At 71.3% G+C, this 17,339-nt stretch carries 14 protein-coding genes; 5 read left to right on the top strand and 9 right to left on the bottom strand.

All coding sequences use genetic code 11. From position 1 onward, the window contains the following. Positions 1-2: 2 nt before the first annotated feature. The 6 genes from ACFU5O_RS03870 to ACFU5O_RS03845 form a co-directional block, all read right to left on the bottom strand. Positions 3-890 carry a siderophore-interacting protein gene (locus tag ACFU5O_RS03870; protein ID WP_384235932.1) on the bottom strand — a complete coding sequence of 296 codons (888 nt, stop codon included), beginning with the start codon at positions 888-890 and terminating at the stop codon, positions 3-5. Positions 891-892: 2 nt separating this feature from the next. Continuing rightward, complete coding sequence (locus ACFU5O_RS03865; protein ID WP_384235929.1) at positions 893-1,930, bottom strand: ABC transporter substrate-binding protein; 1,038 nt, start codon at positions 1,928-1,930, stop codon at positions 893-895. Positions 1,931-2,287: 357 nt separating this feature from the next. Continuing rightward, the gene (locus ACFU5O_RS03860) at positions 2,288-3,454 is read right to left on the bottom strand and encodes an acyl-CoA dehydrogenase family protein (protein WP_384235926.1); all 1,167 of its coding nucleotides are present in this window, start codon (positions 3,452-3,454) and stop codon (positions 2,288-2,290) included. A gap of 2 nt (positions 3,455-3,456) precedes the next feature. After that, positions 3,457-4,398: a hydroxymethylglutaryl-CoA lyase gene (locus ACFU5O_RS03855; protein WP_384235923.1), complete on the bottom strand. Its 942-nt coding sequence runs from the start codon at positions 4,396-4,398 to the stop codon at positions 3,457-3,459. Next, entirely contained in the window at positions 4,395-6,449 is a 2,055-nt protein-coding gene (locus ACFU5O_RS03850) for an acetyl/propionyl/methylcrotonyl-CoA carboxylase subunit alpha (protein ID WP_384235920.1), read from the bottom strand. Before ACFU5O_RS03850 ends, ACFU5O_RS03855 begins: the two co-directional genes overlap by 4 nt. A gap of 30 nt (positions 6,450-6,479) precedes the next feature. Then, positions 6,480-8,096, bottom strand: a complete 1,617-nt coding sequence (locus ACFU5O_RS03845; protein WP_384235917.1) for a carboxyl transferase domain-containing protein — start codon at positions 8,094-8,096, stop codon at positions 6,480-6,482. 99 nt (positions 8,097-8,195) lie between these two features. Between ACFU5O_RS03845 and ACFU5O_RS03840 the strand changes: the two genes are divergently transcribed. The 4 genes from ACFU5O_RS03840 (at position 8,196) to ACFU5O_RS03825 (ending at position 11,891) form a co-directional block, all read left to right on the top strand. Further along, positions 8,196-8,789, top strand: a complete 594-nt coding sequence (locus ACFU5O_RS03840) for a TetR/AcrR family transcriptional regulator (RefSeq protein ID WP_384235914.1) — start codon at positions 8,196-8,198, stop codon at positions 8,787-8,789. A 92-nt stretch (positions 8,790-8,881) separates the two neighbouring features. Beyond that, on the top strand, positions 8,882-9,670 hold the full coding sequence (locus ACFU5O_RS03835) for a phosphatase (RefSeq protein ID WP_384235911.1): 789 nt from the start codon (positions 8,882-8,884) through the stop codon (positions 9,668-9,670). A 473-nt stretch (positions 9,671-10,143) separates the two neighbouring features. Further along, on the top strand, positions 10,144-10,821 hold the full coding sequence (locus tag ACFU5O_RS03830; protein WP_384235908.1) for a response regulator: 678 nt from the start codon (positions 10,144-10,146) through the stop codon (positions 10,819-10,821). Continuing rightward, a complete protein-coding gene (locus ACFU5O_RS03825; RefSeq protein ID WP_384235906.1) occupies positions 10,818-11,891 on the top strand; it encodes a sensor histidine kinase in 1,074 nt (357 codons plus the stop codon). The genes ACFU5O_RS03830 and ACFU5O_RS03825 overlap by 4 nt, the downstream gene beginning before the upstream one ends. Positions 11,892-11,937: 46 nt before the next feature. On the opposite strand, the gene ACFU5O_RS03820 is transcribed toward ACFU5O_RS03825, so the two are convergent. From ACFU5O_RS03820 to ACFU5O_RS03810, 3 genes are all read right to left on the bottom strand, one after another. Continuing rightward, positions 11,938-12,831 (bottom strand): acyl-CoA thioesterase, encoded by an 894-nt coding sequence (locus tag ACFU5O_RS03820; RefSeq protein ID WP_384235904.1) that lies wholly within the window; start codon positions 12,829-12,831, stop codon positions 11,938-11,940. A 4-nt stretch (positions 12,832-12,835) separates the two neighbouring features. Continuing rightward, complete coding sequence (locus ACFU5O_RS03815; RefSeq protein ID WP_384235901.1) at positions 12,836-13,993, bottom strand: acyl-CoA dehydrogenase family protein; 1,158 nt, start codon at positions 13,991-13,993, stop codon at positions 12,836-12,838. Between the two features lie 104 nt (positions 13,994-14,097). Then, entirely contained in the window at positions 14,098-15,576 is a 1,479-nt protein-coding gene (locus ACFU5O_RS03810) for a PucR family transcriptional regulator (RefSeq protein WP_384235898.1), read from the bottom strand. Between the two features lie 185 nt (positions 15,577-15,761). On the opposite strand from ACFU5O_RS03810, the gene ACFU5O_RS03805 reads away from it, so the two are divergent. After that, a complete protein-coding gene (locus ACFU5O_RS03805; protein ID WP_384235895.1) occupies positions 15,762-17,240 on the top strand; it encodes a sodium:solute symporter in 1,479 nt (492 codons plus the stop codon). Positions 17,241-17,339: the final 99 nt, after the last annotated feature.

The raw sequence follows: 17,339 nt of genomic DNA, 5'->3' as shown, positions 1-17,339 counted from the left end.
GTTCAGGCTTGGCCTGTACCGCCGTCGGCTTCCTCGGCGGTCTCCTCCGGTGCCTCGCGCAAGGCGTCCTCGCTGAGGCCCTTGCGCCAGTACCCGACGAACGTGACGCGGCGCCGGTCGAGATGACGCTCGTTCACCAGATGGCGCCGCAGCGCCTTGACCGAACCGGACTCGCCGGCGATCCAGGCGTACGGAGCCGACCCGGCGAGCTCTGCGGCACGCACCGCCTCGACGGCGGACGGTGCGCCCTCGTCCTGTACGAGCCAGGTGATGACGGCGTCGGCCGCCGTCCGCGGCTCCAGCCGGTCCTCCGTGTGCGGGACTTCCAGCCAGACCCGTGCCCGGATACCGGCGGGCAGCCGCTCCAGAATCGCCGAAGCGGCGGGCAGGGCCGTCTCGTCGGCCCAGATCAGCACCTCGTCGGCATCGTCCGGCAGCCGGAAACGTACTCCCGTGTTGTCGGCCACCACCGGACCGAGGATGACCACCCGGTCTCCGGCGGAAGCTTTCTGCGCCCATCGGCAGGCCGGGCCGCCGTCCTCGTGCACGGCGAAGTCGATGTCGATCTCGCCGTGTTCACCGGCGTCCGGGCGCTGCTCCCGGACCGTGTACGAGCGCATCACCGCCCGGACGTCGTCGGACAGCGCCCGCCACGCGCCGAGCGCGGCGTACATGGCGTCTGTGTCGCTGTTCTTCGGCACCGGTACGACGGGGGCCTCCTGCCCGGGGTGCGGCAGGAAGAGGGAGAGGGACTGGTCGTGGCCTCCGGACTCGAAGTCCGCCAGGGCTTCTCCGCCGAACGTGACCCGTACCAGCGACGGGCCGAGCCGCCGCGTCCGTACGACCTGCAGGGGGAAGAAACGGAACGGGGCGGCTGCGGCTGCCGTCATGGTCAGGCGACCTTCTTCGCGTTCTCGATGGCCTTCGCCAGTTCCTCGAGGATCGGCGTGCACTTCTCGTACGAGTAGACCGGCTCGGTCACACGCGGGATGACCTGGCCGGCCTTGACGGCGGGCAGCTGGGCCCAGGTCGGCTTGGACTTCAGGGCCTCGGGCTGGATCGCCGACGCGCGGTTGTCCATCATGATGATGTCGGCCTTGTACTTGCCGACGTTCTCCCAGCTGAGGCCCTCGAACCAGCCGCCTGCGTCGAGCTTGGTGGGTGTCACGAAGTCGACGCCGAGCTCCTTGAAGTAGAGCGTGTCGGTCGGACGGCCCGGCGCGGAGACATAGAACAGGTCGGCGCTGGCGGAGCCGATGAGCACCTTGATCCCGGGCTTGGCCTTCGTCGCGGCGCGCAGCCGGGCGGCGGCCTTCTCGAAGTCGGCCTTGGCGTCCGTGACCTTCTTCGCCGTGACATCGGCGCCCAGGGACTTGGCGAGGTCGACGTGGCGCTGGAGCACCGCGGGCATCGACTTGTCGGAGGCCCACAGGGCGACGGCCGGGGCGAGCTTGAGGATCTTGGCCTTGGACTGGTCCGGCACGTACCAGAGAGCGTCCTTCTCCCACATGTCGGTGATCAGGACATCTGGGGCGAGGGCGGCGTATTGCTCGACGTTGAACTCTCCCCAGACGTTGCCGAGGACCTTGACCTTGTTGATGTCGAGGTCGCCCGCCTGGACGTCCGGGGTCTTGGTGCCCTTCGCCTTGTCCTCGACGTACGTCGGGCCGAAGACGCCCTTCACCTCGATGCCGAAGTCGTGGAGCGCGGCGGCCGTGCCGGTGAAGGCGACGATGTTCTTCGGGGTGGACTTCGTCCTGGCGGTCTGGCCGCGGTCGTCCCTGAACTCCCACGGGCCGGACTTCGCGTCGGAGGCCGAGTCGCTCTTCTTCTCGTCGCCGCAGGCGGTGAGTGCGGCGGCGAGCCCGAGGGCGCCGCCCGCGGCAAGCAGACCGCGTCGGGTGAGGTGTGAAGCGCGGGCGTTGGGCATGAAGGTGTCGCTTTCGTGCGTGCCGGGGGCGGCCTCTTGGCAAGGTCGAAGATAGGTTAGCCTAACCTGACAACTTGTCCAGAGGGGGCCCGGTTACGCGCGATCGGGACGCCTCCGGAGCCGCCACCCCAACGCTCGGCGGCTCCGGTCCGACGGCGGTGCCGTCGCCAGGGCTCGTTCGGAACCTGCCGGCGTGTGCCCTGGCGCCGCACCTCGCCGGGTTGTCGTCGGTCGCCGACGTCCCCCAACTACCGCTGGGAGGTGCCCCCACCGTGCGGGCTCCTTCTTCCGCCATGCGATGCACGTGGCGTGGGCCGGACCCCGCTCGCCGATCCGGCCCGGCCCGAACGGAAGGCCCTAGGCGGAGATCCCCAACTCCCTTGCGATCAGCATGCGCTGGACCTCGCTCGTGCCCTCGCCGATCTCCAGGATCTTGGAGTCCCGCCACATCCGGGCGACCGGGTACTCGTTCATGAAGCCGTACCCGCCGTGGATCTGCGTGGCCTCGCGGGCGTTGTCGACGGCGACCGTGGAGGAGTACAGCTTGGCGAGCGCCGCCTCCTTCTTGAACGGCTCACCGAGGACGAGGCGGGATGCCGCGTCGCGCCAGCCGATACGGGCCATGTGCGCCCGCATCTCCATGTCCGCGATCTTGAACTGGATGGCCTGGTTGTCCCCGATCGGGCGGCCGAAGGCGTGCCGCTCCTTGGCGTACTTCACGGACTCGTCCACACAGCCCTGGGCGAGGCCGGTGGCGAGCGCGGCGATGGCGATCCGGCCCTCGTCGAGGATGCGCAGGAACTGCGCGTAGCCGCGGCCCTCTTCGCCCAGCAGATTCGCGAAGGGAACGCGGACGTCGGAGAAGGACAGCTCGCGGGTGTCCGACGCGTTCCACCCCACCTTGGAGTACGGCGCGGCGACGGTGAAGCCAGGAGTGCCGGAGGGGACGATGATCGAGGAGATGAGCGGCTTGCCCTCCGGCGTGCGACCGGTGACCGCTGTGACCGTCACCAGGCCCGTGATGTCGGTACCGGAGTTGGTGATGAAGCACTTGGAGCCGTTGATGACCCACTCGCCCGTGGCCTCGTCGCGCACGGCCGTGGTCTTCGTGCCGCCCGCGTCCGAGCCGGCGTCGGGCTCGGTCAGACCGAAGGCGCCGAGGAGCTCACCGGAGCAAAGCCGGGGCAGCCACTCGCGCTTCTGCTCCTCCGTCCCGAAGCGGTGGACCGGCATGGCGCCCAGCGAGACCCCGGCCTCCAGGGTGATCGCGACGGACGAGTCGACGCGGGCGAGCTCCTCCAGAGCGATACCGAGGGCGAGATAGTCGCCGCCCATCCCGCCGTACTCCTCGGGGAAGGGCAGACCGAACAGGCCCATGCGGCCCATCTCGCGGACGATCTCGTAGGGGAACTCGTGCCGCTCGTAGAAGTCGCCGATCTTCGGGGCGACGACGTCGTGGGCGAACTCCTCGACGGTGCGGCGGAGTTCCTCGTGCTCGGGGGCGAGGCGGTGGTCGAGCGACATGACTAGGACTCCTTGTGGGAGAGGGCACGAACGGTGCGGGAAGGGCTGGGACGGCCCAGCCGCTCGGCCATCCAGGCGCTGGTGGCGGTGAGCCGGCCAAGATCGACCCCGGTCTCGATGCCGAGGCCGTGGAGCATCCACACGAGGTCTTCGGTGGCGAGGTTTCCGGTGGCGCTCTTCGCGTACGGACAGCCGCCGAGGCCGCCCGCCGAGGCGTCGACCGTCGTGACGCCGTGCTCAAGGGCGGCGAACGTGTTGGCGAGCGCCTGACCGTAGGTGTCGTGGAAGTGCACCCCGATCGCACTGGTGGGCACGCCCTCCTCGTTCAGCTCGGCGAGGAGGGTGAGGACATGGCCCGGCGTCGCGACGCCGATGGTGTCGCCGAGGCTCAGCTCGTCGCAGCCCAGGTCCATGAGCCGCTTGGCGACGCGGACCACCTGGTGGACGGGGACCTTGCCCTCCCAGGGGTCGCCGAAGCACATCGAGAGATAGCCGCGGACATGAACCTTGTCGTCCTTCGCACGGGCGACGACAGGCTCGAACATGGCGAGCGACTCGTCGATCGTCCGGTTCAGGTTCCGGGTCGCGAACGTCTCGGTCGCGGAGCCGAACACGGCGATCCGGCGCGCGCCGAGGGCGATGGCGCGGTCGAGCCCGCGCTCGTTCGGTACGAGAACGGGCAGGGCGACGCCCTCGATGTCGGCGAGGCGGGGGAACAGATCCTCGGCGTCCGCCAGTTGGGGCACCCACTTGGGGTGGACGAAGCTGGTCGCCTCGATCGTCGTCAGCCCGGCGTCGGCGAGGCGGTGGACGAACTCCGCCTTCACCTCGGTCGGGACGACGCCCTTCTCGTTCTGCAGCCCGTCGCGCGGGCCCACTTCATGGATCCGCACCCGCGCCGGAAGGTCCGCGACCGGCACCTCCATCGGCAGTCCGGCGGTCATGCCCCGCCCTCCTTCTCGCTGTCCTGGTGCGGGGTGACGACCGCGAGTACCTGGTCCATGGCGACGGTCGTCCCCGGCGTGACATCGAGCTCGGTCACGGTGCCGGCGTGCGGGGCGGAGATGACGTGCTCCATCTTCATCGCCTCGACGACGAGCAGGCTCTGGCCGGCGTCGACCTCGTCCCCGACGGCGACCTTCACGACCGTGACGGTGCCGGGCATGGGGGCGGCGAGCGTGTCCGCGCCCTGGCGCCCTGCGCCGCTGAGCGAGGCCTCGACGGGGTCATGGACCTGGACGTGCCACGAGTCCCCGTCCCGGCCGAGCCAGACCCCGTCCGGAGAGACTGCGTGGGTGAAGGTGTGGGTGACGCCGTCGACCTCGATGGTGACCGCGCCGGCCCGGCTCGGGAGCGTGCCCTCTGCCGTGGCCGCGGCCCTTTCCGTAGCCGGTCGGCGGACCGCCTTTGCGGGCGCGTCACCGACGGAACATTCGGCCCGCGAGGCCGTGCCGCGCACCCTGACCGTCACCGGGTCGTGGCCCGGGATCCTGAAGTGGTGGACAGCCGGGGCCGGTTCGCCGCCCAGCCGCCAGCCGCTCGGCACCGAGAACGGATCGACCCAGCCGCCCGGGCGCTCGGAGGGGGCCGGCTGCCGCAGCATGGCCGCCGCCTCGTAGACCTCGTCCGGCACCCCTTGCGGGACCAGGCCCTCCGCCTCCCGCTCCACGAGGCCCGTGTCCAGGTCGCCCGAGGCGACGTCCGGGTGGGCGAGCAGGCGGCGCAGGAAGCCCGCGTTCGTCGGGACGCCGAGCGTGACCGTGTCCGCGAGGGCGGCGCGGAGCTTGCGCAGCGCGGTGGGGCGGTCGTGGCCGTACGCGATGACCTTGGACAGCATCGGGTCGTAGAGGCTCGAGACCTCCGTGCCCTCGGTGAGCCCCGAGTCGGTGCGCACCCCGTCACCCTGGGGCTCGCGCAGGGACAGGACCGTGCCACCGGAGGGCAGGAAGCCCCGGGCCGGGTCCTCGGCACAGATCCGCGCCTCCACGGCGTGGCCGGTGAGACCGATGTCCTTCTGGCCGAACGGCAGTTGCTCACCCGCCGCGACGCGCACCTGCCACTCCACCAGGTCCAGTCCGGTGATCAGTTCGGTCACCGGGTGCTCGACCTGAAGGCGTGTGTTCATCTCCATGAAGTAGTAGGCCGACGGATCGTTGCCCGGGACGATGAACTCGACCGTCCCCGCGCCCCGGTATCCACAGGAGCGGGCCGCCTGGACCGCCGCCTCGCCCATCGCCGTCCGGGTCGCCTCGTCCAGCAGGACGGACGGCGCCTCCTCGATGATCTTCTGGTGGCGGCGCTGCAGCGAGCACTCGCGCTCGCCGAGGTGCACGACATTGCCGTGCCCGTCCGCGAGGACCTGGATCTCGATGTGCCGCGGGCGGTCGATCCAGCGCTCCACGAGCAGGGTGTCGTCACCGAACGACGCCCGCGCCTCGCGCCGCGCCGCCGCGATCTCGTCCAGCAGCGCCGACTCGACGCGCGTGAGCCGCATACCCTTGCCGCCGCCGCCCGCCGAGGGCTTCAGCAGCACCGGCATACCGATCTCACGGGCCGCATCGGCCAGTTGATCGTCGGTGAGGCCGGATCCGGACGAGCCGGGCACGACCGGCACCCCGGCCACGCGCACGGTCTCCTTGGCACGGATCTTGTCGCCCATCAGGGAGATCGCATCGGCGGACGGCCCGATGAAGACCAGCCCCGCGTCCTCGCAGGCCCGTGCGAATCCCGCGTTCTCCGCGAGAAAGCCGTAGCCCGGGTGGACCGCCTGCGCCCCGCTGCGCCGTGCCGCGTCCAGGAGCCGCTCGACGGAGAGATAGCTCTCGGCGGCGGGCGCCGGACCGAGCCGCACCGCCGTGTCCGCCTCCCGCACATGCCGGGCGTCCGCGTCCGCGTCGCTGAAGACGGCGACCGAACGGACCCCCATGCTCCGGAGCGTACGGATGACGCGAACCGCGATCTCGCCGCGGTTGGCGACCAGAACAGTGTCGAACATCGCCTGTCCCTCAACAGTCACAGCAGTCCCTCACATCCGGAAGACGCCGAAGCCGGGGTCACCCAGCGGGGCGTTGGCGCACGCGGTCAGGGCCAGCCCCAGCACCTGCCGCGTCTCCAGGGGGTCGATCACTCCGTCGTCCCACAGCCGGGCCGTCGCGTAGTACGCGTTGCCCTGCTGCTCGTACTGGGCGCGGATCGGGGCCTTGAAGGCCTCTTCCTCCTCGGCGGCCCATACCTCGCCGCGGCCCTCGATCTGGTCGCGCTTGACGGTCGCCAGCACGGAGGCGGCCTGCTCGCCGCCCATCACCGAGATCTTGGCGTTGGGCCACATCCACAGGAAGCGCGGTGAGTACGCCCGGCCGCACATCGAATAGTTCCCCGCGCCGTAGGACCCGCCGACGACGACCGTCAGCTTCGGCACGCGCGTGCAGGCCACGGCCGTGACCATCTTCGCGCCGTGCTTGGCGATGCCTCCGGCCTCGTAGTCCTTGCCGACCATGAATCCCGAGATGTTCTGCAGGAAGAGCAGCGGGATCCCGCGCTGGTCGCACAGCTCGATGAAGTGCGCGCCCTTCTGGGCGGATTCGGAGAACAGGATCCCGTTGTTGGCGACGATGCCGACGGGGTGGCCGTGAATCCTGGCGAAGCCGGTGACGAGCGTCTGCCCGAACTCCGACTTGAACTCGGCGAAGCGCGAGCCGTCCGTGATGCGGGCGATGACCTCGCGCACGTCGTAGGGGGTGCGCGAATCCACCGGCACCGCGCCGTACAGCCCGAAGGGATCGACCTTCGGCTCCTCGGCGGGCTCCACCGACCAGGGGAGCGGACCGCGCTCGGGCAGCGTCGCGACGATGTTCCGCACGATCCGCAGGGCGTGGGCGTCGTCCTCGGCCAGATGGTCGGTGACACCGGAGACCCGGGAGTGGACCTCGCCGCCGCCGAGCTCCTCGGCCGTCACCACCTCACCGGTGGCGGCCTTCACCAGAGGCGGGCCGCCGAGGAAGATCGTCCCCTGGTTCCGCACGATCACGGCCTCGTCGCTCATCGCCGGGACGTACGCGCCGCCGGCCGTGCAGGAGCCGAGGACCGCCGCGATCTGCGGGATACGGGCGCCCGACAGCCGCGCCTGGTTGTAGAAGATCCGGCCGAAGTGCTCGCGGTCCGGGAAGACCTCGTCCTGCATGGGCAGGAACGCGCCGCCGGAGTCGACCAGATAGAGGCACGGCAGACGGTTCTCCAGGGCCACCTCCTGCGCACGGAGGTGCTTCTTCACCGTCATCGGGTAGTACGTGCCGCCCTTGACCGTGGCGTCATTGGCGACGATCACCACCTCGCGGCCACTGACCCGGCCGATTCCGGCGATCACCCCGGCGGCCGGGGCCTGGCCCTCGTACATCCCGTCGGCCGCGAGCGGCGCCAGCTCCAGGAAGGGCGAGCCCGGGTCCAGAACTGTGTCCACGCGGTCGCGCGGCAGCAGCTTCCCGCGCGCGGTGTGCCGGGCGCGGGCCTTCTCGCCGCCGCCCAGCCGGGCCGCTGCCAGCTTCGCGCGCAGCGTGTCGGCCAGCTCGCGGTGTGCCGCCTCGTTGGCCTGCCAGGCCTGGGAGGCGGGGTCTGCCGCGCTCGCCAGCACAGGTGCCTGCTGCATCGTGTCGAGCCCCCTGTCAGAGCATCGTCCTTGTTAATGAGCGTTAACCCATTTCCTTCAGGTTAACGAGCGCTAACGGCGTTGTCTAGAATTGCCTGCATGACCACCAGGACCGACGCCCTGACCCGCCGCGAGCAGATCCTCAGCGAGGCCGCACGCCTCTTCGCCGAGCGCGGCTTCCACGGCGTCGGCGTCGACGAGATAGGGGCCGCTGTCGGTATCAGCGGGCCGGGGCTGTACCGCCACTTCGCGGGCAAGGACGCGATGCTGGCCGAGCTGCTGGTCGGAATCTCCGGCCGGCTGCTGGACGGCGGCAGGCGACGGGTCGCCGAGGCGAACGGGGTTCCCGAGGACGTGCTCGCCTCGCTGATCGACGGGCACATCGACTTCGCCCTCGACGACCGCCCGCTGATCACCCTCCACGACCGCGAGCTGGACCGGCTGCGCGACAGCGACCGCAAGCTCGTGCGGCAACTGCAGAGGCAGTACGTGGAACTGTGGGTGGACGCCGTCAGAAAGCTCCACCCGGAGGTTGCAGAGGGCCAGACACGGGCCGCCGTCCACGCGGTGTTCGGGCTCCTCAACTCGACCCCGCACCTGGGCTCGTACGGCGCCGGGCTGCCGGACCGGGCCGCGATGGAGGCCCTGCTGCGCAAGCTCTCCCACGGGGCGTTCGCGTCGCTGTCGTCGTGATCCCCGCGCGGGAGGCGGGCGAGCGGACCGTGCGGGTGTCCGGGCCTCGGGACGCCGGGCACGCTCCGCACACCAGACGGCACAATGGGCTCATGCCGATACCGAACCGCGCAGCCCTTGTCGATCACCTCGTCCGCACTCGTATCGCCGGAGACGTCGCCACCCCCCGCGACAACAACCTCTCCCACTACCGCAAGCTCGCCAACGGAGACCGCCACTACTGGCTGGGCCTGGAGCTCGGCGACCGCTGGACCGACGAGCAGGACGTGCTGGCCGTGATGGCCGAGCGCTGCGGTGTCAACGACGATCCGCAGCACCGGTTCGGACAGGACACCATCGACCCGGAGCTGACGGTCGACGCCCTGGACCGGATGGCGGCGCGGCTCAAGGAGGCCGCGGCCGCGCGGCAGTCCGTGCTGTTCGCGACCGGACACCCCGGCGGTCTGCTCGATGTGCACCGGCAGACGGCGGACGCCCTGAGATCCGCGGGCTGCGAGATCGTGCAGATCCCCTCCGGGCTCACGGCGGACGAGGGCATGGTCTTCCAGTTCGCGGGAGTCGCCATGCTGGAACGCGGCGCGACGCTGTGGCACACCCACTCGCCGGAACCGATGGCCGCGATCCTGGACGGTCTGGCGCGCGTGCAGCGGCCCCTGCCCGACCTGGTGGTCGCCGACCACGGCTGGGCGGGGTGCGCGGGGCAGCGGGGCATCGACTCCGTCGGCTACGCCGACTGCAACGACCCGGCGCTCTTCATCGGTGAGGCGGAGGGAACCCTCCAGGTGACCGTCCCGCTGGACGACCACGTCACGGACCCGCGTTTCTACGACCCGCTGACGGCGTACCTGCTGGACGCCGCGGGACTCAGCTCCTCCGAGTGACCCATGGGGGACGTCACTCGGAAGGGCTCAGCCCCGCCGAACCGGCGGGCCCGCTCCTGACGGCGGTCCGCCCGTCCGGCGGACCGCCCCCGCCTGTCCGCCGAGAACGGCGACGCCACCGGCGACGGCCGAGCGGCCGCGATGCCACCGGCAACGGCTCAGCAACGGCGACAGTCCTGCTGATCTGCACGGTTCCGCCGACGGGCCACACCGCCCGGGGCGCAGGCGAACGCCTCGCCCGGGCGGCGGTCCGGGCCGCGCCGCAGGCCGACTCATCGGCGTGCGACGGTTCCTCCTCGGCCGGTGGCACCGCACACGAATCCCCTTCGCGGGCGGGGCCGGGCGGCCCGTTCAGCGAGGTCCCGGGAGTTTGGTCGAGCCCCGGGGATCCCGGTGGGCACTTGTGGCGTCCTAGGATCTGCATCCAGGGTCGCAGCCCCAGGCACCACATCGCTCACACCACAGGACGACCTTTGCCCTACGACTTGAGGCCGCCGGTGCGAGTGCTCGTCGTCGACGACGAGGAGCTCGTACGCGCCGCACTGCAGCGCATCCTCGACGCCGCCGACGCGATCACCGTCGAAGGCACCTGCGACGGCCCCGACGCCGTCGAGGCGGTCCGGCGACACGTCCCCGACGTGGTGCTGCTGGACATCGACATGCCGTCCGTCGGCGGCCTGGACGTGCTGTGCCGCCTGCGCGCACTTCCCCGGCCGCCCGTCGTGGCCATGCTCACCGCCCTCGACCGGGCCGACCACGTCGAGCGCGCGCTGCGGGGCGGTGCCTCCGGGTTTCTGCTCAAGAGCACCGAGCCGCGGCTGTTCGTGGAGGCCGTGCGGCTGCTCGCCGCGGGTGGCGTCATCTGCACGCCCCCCGGCAGCGCGGCCGTCCTCGCCCGTTACGCCGGCTCGGCCCCGATATCCGCCCCCGACACGTCCGACGGGCTGGCCGGGCTCACCGACCGCGAGCGCGAGGTCCTTGCACTGATCGCGGCCGGACTGCCCAACACCGACATCGCCGCCCACCTCGGCATGGGCGTGACTACGGTCAAGACCCACATCGGGGCGCTCAAGCGGAAGCTCGCCGTCACCAGCCGGGTGGGCCTCGCCACCGTGGTCCACCGATCCGCTGCCGGGCGAGGTTCAGGATGACCGCCCGCCGATGGGCGGTCGAAGCGCTCGTCGTCGTCGCCGCCGTCGCCGAGGCACTGGCGACCCGGTACTGGGTGGAGGACTGGATGTTCGCCGGCGCGCTCGCCGTCGCAGTCGTCCTCGTCCTGCGCAGGCGTTTCCCCCGGACGGTTCTCGCTCTCGCGCTGCCCACCCTCGCCACCGGCGTGATCTGGCTGCCCGCGATGTGCGCGCTGCACGCACTCGCCGCCTCCGAACGCCGTCGCGGCGAGGTGATCGCCGGGTCGGCGGCCGTCGGGGTCGTCGCGTTCGTTCCGTGGCGGGACCTCGACTACGCCTGGACACTCCCCGACATCATCCTCGGCGTCCTGCTGGCCGGGCTGCTCGCGGTCGCCCCCGCCGCGCTGGGCCTGCTCGGCCGCGCCCGCCGCGAACTCGCCGGCCGCCTCGCCGAACTGGCCCTGTCCCGGGAACGCGAGCGCCGGTACGCGGCCGAGCAGGCGGCGCTGCGCGAAAGGGAGCGGCTGGCCCGGGACGTCCACGACACCGCGGCCCACCACCTGAGCCTGATCAGCCTTCGCTGCAGCGCACTCGTCGCCGCGGCGGACTCCCCCGGCTACCGCCAGGAGGCCGAGGCGCTGGGCGAGCTGAGCAGGCACGCGGCGGCCGGTCTGCGCCAGGCGATCCGCCACGAGACCCCGGGCCTGGCGCAGCTCCCCGAACTTGTCGTGGCCGCGGGCGACGGTGTACGCGCGGACCTCGCCCGAGTGGACCTCGCGGACTGCCCGCCGGAGATCCAGCACACCGCGTACCGCATCGTCCAGGAGGCGCTGACGAACGTGCGCCGGCACGCGCCGGGCGCCCGGGCCGATGTCGCGGTGCGCTACACACCTGACTCCCTGCACATCTCCGTCCGCAACGGGCCATCGCCCGTTCCCGGTCCGCGCCCCGAGCCCGGGGGCGGCCAGGGCCTGCCGGGCCTGAGGGTCCGCACGGCGGCCCTCGGCGGCACCCTCACCGCGGCCCCGGCGCCGGACGGCGGCTTCACCCTCGAGGCGGTGCTGCCGCTGTCGACGCCCGCGCCGTGGTGATCACTGCGGACCCGTCGATGGACCCGCACACCGGCGTGCCCGAGCGTCAGGACGAGCCATGCGGGACGCGGACCACGCCCTCCTGGATGACGGAGATCGCCAGCCGCCCGTCCTGCGTGTAGATACGCGCCTGGCCGAGACCACGGCCGCCGTGCGCGGAAGGCGACTCCTGGTCGTACAGCAGCCATTCGTCGGCCCGGAAGGGCCGGTGGAACCACATCGCGTGGTCCAGCGAGGCGCCCACGACGTCGCCGACCGTCCAGCCGCCGCGCCCGTGCGCCAGCAGCACCGAGTCGAGCAGCGTCATGTCCGAGACGTACGTGGCGAGGCAGACGTGCAGCAGCGGGTCGGCCGAGTAGTCGTCGAGTTTGCCGTTCGTACGGAACCACACCTGCGAGCGCGGCTCGCGCGGCTCCCCGACGGTGGCGTACGGAGGCGCGTCCACGTACCGCAGATCGACCGCCGACCGGGCTTCGAGTATCCGCCGGGCCGTGTCCGGGTCGATGTCGAACCGCTCCATGTGCTCCGGCAGGATCTCGGCCGCTGTCGGCAGCGAGTCGGGGTCCGGGGCCTCGGGCATCGGCGCCTGGTGGTCGAGCCCTTCCTCGTACGTCTGGAACGACGCCGAGAGATGGAAGATCGGCTGGCCGTGCTGGACCGCGACGACGCGCCGGGTCGTGAAGGACCGGCCGTCGCGGATCCGGTCGACCGTGTACACGATCGGGGCGCCGGGGTCGCCCATGCGCAGGAAGTACGCGTGCAGGGAGTGGGCGGTGCGGTCGTCGGGGACGGTGCGGCCCGCGGCGACGAGCGCCTGGGCCGCGACCTGTCCGCCGAAGACGCGGGGCACGATCGCCGAGCGCGAGCGGCCCCGGAAGTAGTTCTGCTCGACCTGCTCGAGATCGAGCAGGTCGAGCAGGTCGTCGAGCGCTGTGCTCACAGGGTCAGAGCCCCATGTCCTTGGCGATGATCGACTTCATGACCTCGCTGGTGCCGCCGTAGATGCGGTTGACGCGGTTGTCGGCGTACAGACGGGCGATCGGGTACTCGTTCATGTAGCCGTAGCCGCCGTGCAGCTGGAGGCACCGGTCGATGACCCGGTGGGCGACCTCGGTGCAGAAGAGCTTCGCGGAGGCGGCCTCTGCGGGGGTCAGCTCGCCGGCGTCCAGGGCTTCCAGGGCGCGGTCGGCGACGGCCTCGGCGGCGTCCACCTCGGCCTGGCAGGCGGCCAGCTCGAACTTGGTGTTCTGGAACGAGGCGACCGGCTTGCCGAAGACCGTACGGTCCTGCACGTACTGCTGGGCGAACCGGACGGCGGCCTTGGCCTGCGCGTAGGCGCCGAACGCGATGCCCCAGCGCTCGGAGGGCAGGTTCTGGCCGAGGTAGTAGAAGCCCTTGTTCTCCTCGCCGAGCAGGTCCTCGACCGGGACCTTGACGTCGACGAAGGCCAGCTCGGCGGTGTCGGAGGTGCGCAGGCCGAGCTTGTCCAGCTTGCGGCCGACCGAGTAGCCCTCCGACTTGGTGTCCACGGCGAACAGCGAGATGCCGAAGCGGCGGTCGTCCTCGCGCGGGGCGGAGGTGCGGGCGCACACGATCACACGGTCCGCGTGCACACCACCGGTGATGAAGGTCTTGGCGCCGTTGAGAACGTAGTGCGTGCCGTCGTCCGAGAGCCTGGCCGTGGTCTTCATGCCCGCGACGTCGGAGCCGGTGCCCGGCTCGGTCATCGCCAGCGCCCACATCTCCTCGCCGGTGACGAACTTCGGCAGGTAGGTCTTCTTCTGCGCGTCGGTTGCCAGCATCTTGATGTACGGCAGGGCGAGGAGCACATGCACGCCGGAGCCGCCGAAGTTGACGCCCGCGCGCGAGGTCTCCTCGTAGAGCACGGCCTCGAACTTGTGCGTGTCCAGGCCCGCGCCGCCGAACTCCTCGGGCACGTTGATGCCGAAGACGCCCAGCTCACCGAGCTTGTCGTAGAAGTCGCGCGGCGCCTGGCCCGCGGCGAACCACTCGTCGTAGACGGGGACGACCTCGGCCTCGATGAAGGCGCGGATGGTCTCCCGGAACGCCTCGTGGTCCTCGTTGAATACGGTGCGGCGCACGGACGCCTCCTCGGAGATGGTTGACGGGCGGCTCAGTTGTCTAAGCGCTTGCTCAGCCAAGTTACCCGCCAGTCATCGGCGATGTCCAGAGGCGGTTGTCCAGATCACAACCATCTGAGGGCGAACCAGAACTCCATCCGTACGTCCGCGTCGTCCAGGTCCGCGCCCAGCAGCGTCGCGCAGCGCGTGATGCGCTGCCGCACGGTGTTCCGGTGGACACCCAGGGCCACCGCCGTGCGGTCCCAGCTGCCGTGCAGCGAGAGCCAGACGCGCAGGGTCTCTGTGAGTGCGGGGAGGCCCGCGATCGGCGCGAGCAGGTTGCGGGCATGGACGGCGGCCTCACCCGGTGCGACCAGCTCGGCGAGGCCTGCGTCGCGCTGGCGGGCCAGCGGTTCCCGGGTCGCCTCCGCCCGGCGCAGGGCGCGCGCCGCCGCCGTGTCGGCGGCGGTGAGCTCGGCGGGCACGGCGGGGGCGCTCACCCCGAGGGTCCAGCCCGGCTGCGGCTCGATCCGCCGGTCCCCGGGCAGCAGGATCCGCACCGTCGCGCCGTCCGCGTCCACGAGTGCGCTGCCCAGGGTCGACCCGAGCGCCGATGCCGCGATCCGGTCGGGCGGCAGCCCCGGCCGGGTGGCGTGCACCACGACCCAGGGGCCAGGCCCGAGCGCGGGTGCCACATCGGCGGGCGAGGCGCCCAGCAGCAGGCGCACCAGCGCCGCGGAGCGCCCGGTCGCGTCCGCGCCCTGGTGGGGTGCGGTGAGCAGTGACAGAAGGACGACGGCCATGCCGGCCACCGTGTGACCGCCGGGTTCCCGTCCCTCGGTGGCGATCCCGAGAACCAGCCCGTCCGTCCCTCCGAGCGCGTACGCGGCCAACTGGTGCCCCCCGAGCGTGTCGGTGGCGGACGCCGGGGTCCGTCGCGCGGCCCCGTCCTTCTCTTCCTCCTGTCCCGGCCTCACCACCCGCGCGAGCTGCTCCATGGCCTCGCGCGCGTCCCGCGACGCCGCTCGGCCCGCCGACTGCAGCGCGGAGCCGTCCGGGGACAGCAGTACCGCCCAGCCGCCCAGCCGTGAGGCCAGTTGCTGCAGCACCGCCGGGACCGGGTCGGGGCGCGCCGCCGCGGCGGCCAGGCCCTGCTGGGCCTCGCTCACCCGGCGCACCTCCTCGAGGCGGACCTGGGCCATGAGGCGCCAGACCGCCCTGGCGATCGCCGTGAACGGGGTCTGCGGCGGCACCTCGACCAGAGGCAGCCGGAGCCGCTCGCACGCCGCGACGAGTGCGTCCGGGACGGTGTCGTGCACCGGGGCGACGCCGAAGCCGATCGCCGCGCCGCCCGCCTCGACCACCCGGGCCGCATAGGCGTCCGGATCGGTCAGCAGGACGCCCGCCGTCAGCAGCAGCTCGCCGCCGAGGAGGTAGGGGTAGGGATCGGCCATCTCCGAGGTGTGGACCCACTGGACAGCCACGGCCTCGGGGTCGGTGGTTCCCGCGACGAGCCGCAGGCCGAGGTCCTCACGGGCCAGCAGGGCCGCCAGGGGGATGGGTGGGGCCGGTGGGGCGATGGGGCGGGCGGCGGGATCCGGCATGGTGGACGTTCCATCCGAGGTCGTCTTCCAGAATGGATGAAACGTACACTTCAACGTCGCTTTCCGGCCACTTATGGTCGTGCCGTCCAGCAGCCGCGGGTACGGGCGGATGTCCCCGCAGGGAGCTGCTGCGTCCCTCGTATCCCCTGCACGACACGCCACCGAAGTGAGTGAAGGAGGGCCCCATGGCCGTCGATTACGCAGTGATCGTCGTCTATCTGGCCGGAATGCTGGCCATGGGCTGGTGGGGCATGCGCCGCGCCAAGTCCAAGAGCGAGTTCCTGGTGGCCGGCCGCAGGCTCGGCCCCTGGATGTACTCGGGCACGATGGCCGCCATCGTCCTCGGCGGCGCCTCCACCATCGGTGGCGTCGGGCTCGGTTACAAGTACGGACTCTCCGGTGCCTGGATGGTCTTCACCATCGGCCTCGGACTCCTCGCCCTCTCGGTCTTCTTCTCGGCCCGTATCGCCCGGCTGAAGGTCTACACCGTCTCCGAGATGCTCGACCTGCGTTACGGCGGCCGGGCCGGTCTCATCACCGGTGTCGTGATGTGGGCGTACACGCTGATGCTCGCGGTCACCTCGACCATCGCCTACGCCACGATCTTCGACGTCCTCTTCGACATGAACCGGACGGTCGCGATCGTCCTCGGCGGCTCGATCGTTGTCGCCTATTCCGCGCTCGGCGGCATGTGGTCGATCACCCTCACCGACATGGTGCAGTTCGTCGTCAAGACGATCGGCGTGCTGATCCTGCTGCTGCCCATAGCCGTGATCAAGGCGGGCGGCTTCGCGGAGATGAAGGCCCAGCTGCCCTCCGAGTACTTCGCCCCGCTCGGCATCGGCGGCGAGACGATCTTCACGTACGTGCTGATCTACACGTTCGGCATGCTGATCGGCCAGGACATCTGGCAGCGCGTGTTCACGGCACGCAACGACAAGGTCGCCAGCTGGGGCGGCACCGTCGCCGGTACGTACTGCCTCGTCTACGCCCTCGCCGGCGCCGTCATCGGCACCGCCGCCAAGGTGCTCTACCCGAACCTCGCGAGTGCCGACGACGCCTTCGCCACCATCGTCAAGGACGCGCTGCCGATGGGCGTGCGGGGCCTGGTCCTCGCCGCCGCGCTCGCCGCCGTCATGTCCACCTCCTCCGGCGCCCTGATCGCCTGCGCCACCGTCGCCAACAACGACATCTGGCAGCGGCTGCGCGGCGCGGCTGCGCAGCGCGCCGACGGCGAGGCCCACGACGAGGTCAAGGGCAACCGGGCCTTCATCCTGCTGATGGGGATCGCCGTCATCGCCATCGCGATCGCGCTCAACAATGTGATCGAGGCGCTGACGGTCGCGTACAACCTGCTCGTCGGCGGACTGCTCGTCCCCATCATCGGCGGACTGCTGTGGAAGCGCGGCACCGTGTACGGCGCGCTGTCGTCGGTGGTCGTCGGCGGCCTGGCCGTGATCGGCCTGATGTGGAAGTTCGGGATCCTCGCCAACGAGCCCGTCTACTACGGTCTGGCGGCCTCCCTCGTGGCCTATGTGGCCGTCTCGCTGGCGACCAGGCCGACGGACGAGGCGACCCTCGCCAACTGGCGCGAGCGGCTCGCGGGACGCAGCCCCGAGGCCGCCGAAGAGCCGGTCGCGGAGTCGGTCCCGGCGGCCCACTGAGATGCACCGCAGCCGACCGGGGACTCACCGGAGCCCGCTAGAGTCAATCCGTAGCGAAACAAGCGAACTGTAGGAAAAGCGTAGGAAGTAGGCATGACC

This window comes from Streptomyces sp. NPDC057445, assembly GCF_042802855.1.
In the GTDB taxonomy this organism is placed as follows: domain Bacteria; phylum Actinomycetota; class Actinomycetes; order Streptomycetales; family Streptomycetaceae; genus Streptomyces.
This window is presented reverse-complemented; position numbering and strand designations above follow the sequence as displayed.

Bases quoted from the DNA above. Each gene is read 5' to 3' on its own strand.
- ACFU5O_RS03810 (WP_384235898.1), bottom strand. From the start codon at position 15,576: ATGCCGGATCCCGCCGCCCGCCCCATCGCCCCACCGGCCCCACCCATC.
- ACFU5O_RS03850 (WP_384235920.1), bottom strand. From the start codon at position 6,449: ATGTTCGACACTGTTCTGGTCGCCAACCGCGGCGAGATCGCGGTTCGC.
- ACFU5O_RS03855 (WP_384235923.1), bottom strand. From the start codon at position 4,398: ATGACCGCCGGACTGCCGATGGAGGTGCCGGTCGCGGACCTTCCGGCG.
- ACFU5O_RS03840 (WP_384235914.1), top strand. From the start codon at position 8,196: ATGACCACCAGGACCGACGCCCTGACCCGCCGCGAGCAGATCCTCAGC.
- ACFU5O_RS03805 (WP_384235895.1), top strand. From the start codon at position 15,762: ATGGCCGTCGATTACGCAGTGATCGTCGTCTATCTGGCCGGAATGCTG.
- ACFU5O_RS03860 (WP_384235926.1), bottom strand. From the start codon at position 3,454: ATGTCGCTCGACCACCGCCTCGCCCCCGAGCACGAGGAACTCCGCCGC.
- ACFU5O_RS03825 (WP_384235906.1), top strand. From the start codon at position 10,818: ATGACCGCCCGCCGATGGGCGGTCGAAGCGCTCGTCGTCGTCGCCGCC.
- ACFU5O_RS03835 (WP_384235911.1), top strand. From the start codon at position 8,882: ATGCCGATACCGAACCGCGCAGCCCTTGTCGATCACCTCGTCCGCACT.
- ACFU5O_RS03865 (WP_384235929.1), bottom strand. From the start codon at position 1,930: ATGCCCAACGCCCGCGCTTCACACCTCACCCGACGCGGTCTGCTTGCC.
- ACFU5O_RS03845 (WP_384235917.1), bottom strand. From the start codon at position 8,096: ATGCAGCAGGCACCTGTGCTGGCGAGCGCGGCAGACCCCGCCTCCCAG.
- ACFU5O_RS03870 (WP_384235932.1), bottom strand. From the start codon at position 890: ATGACGGCAGCCGCAGCCGCCCCGTTCCGTTTCTTCCCCCTGCAGGTC.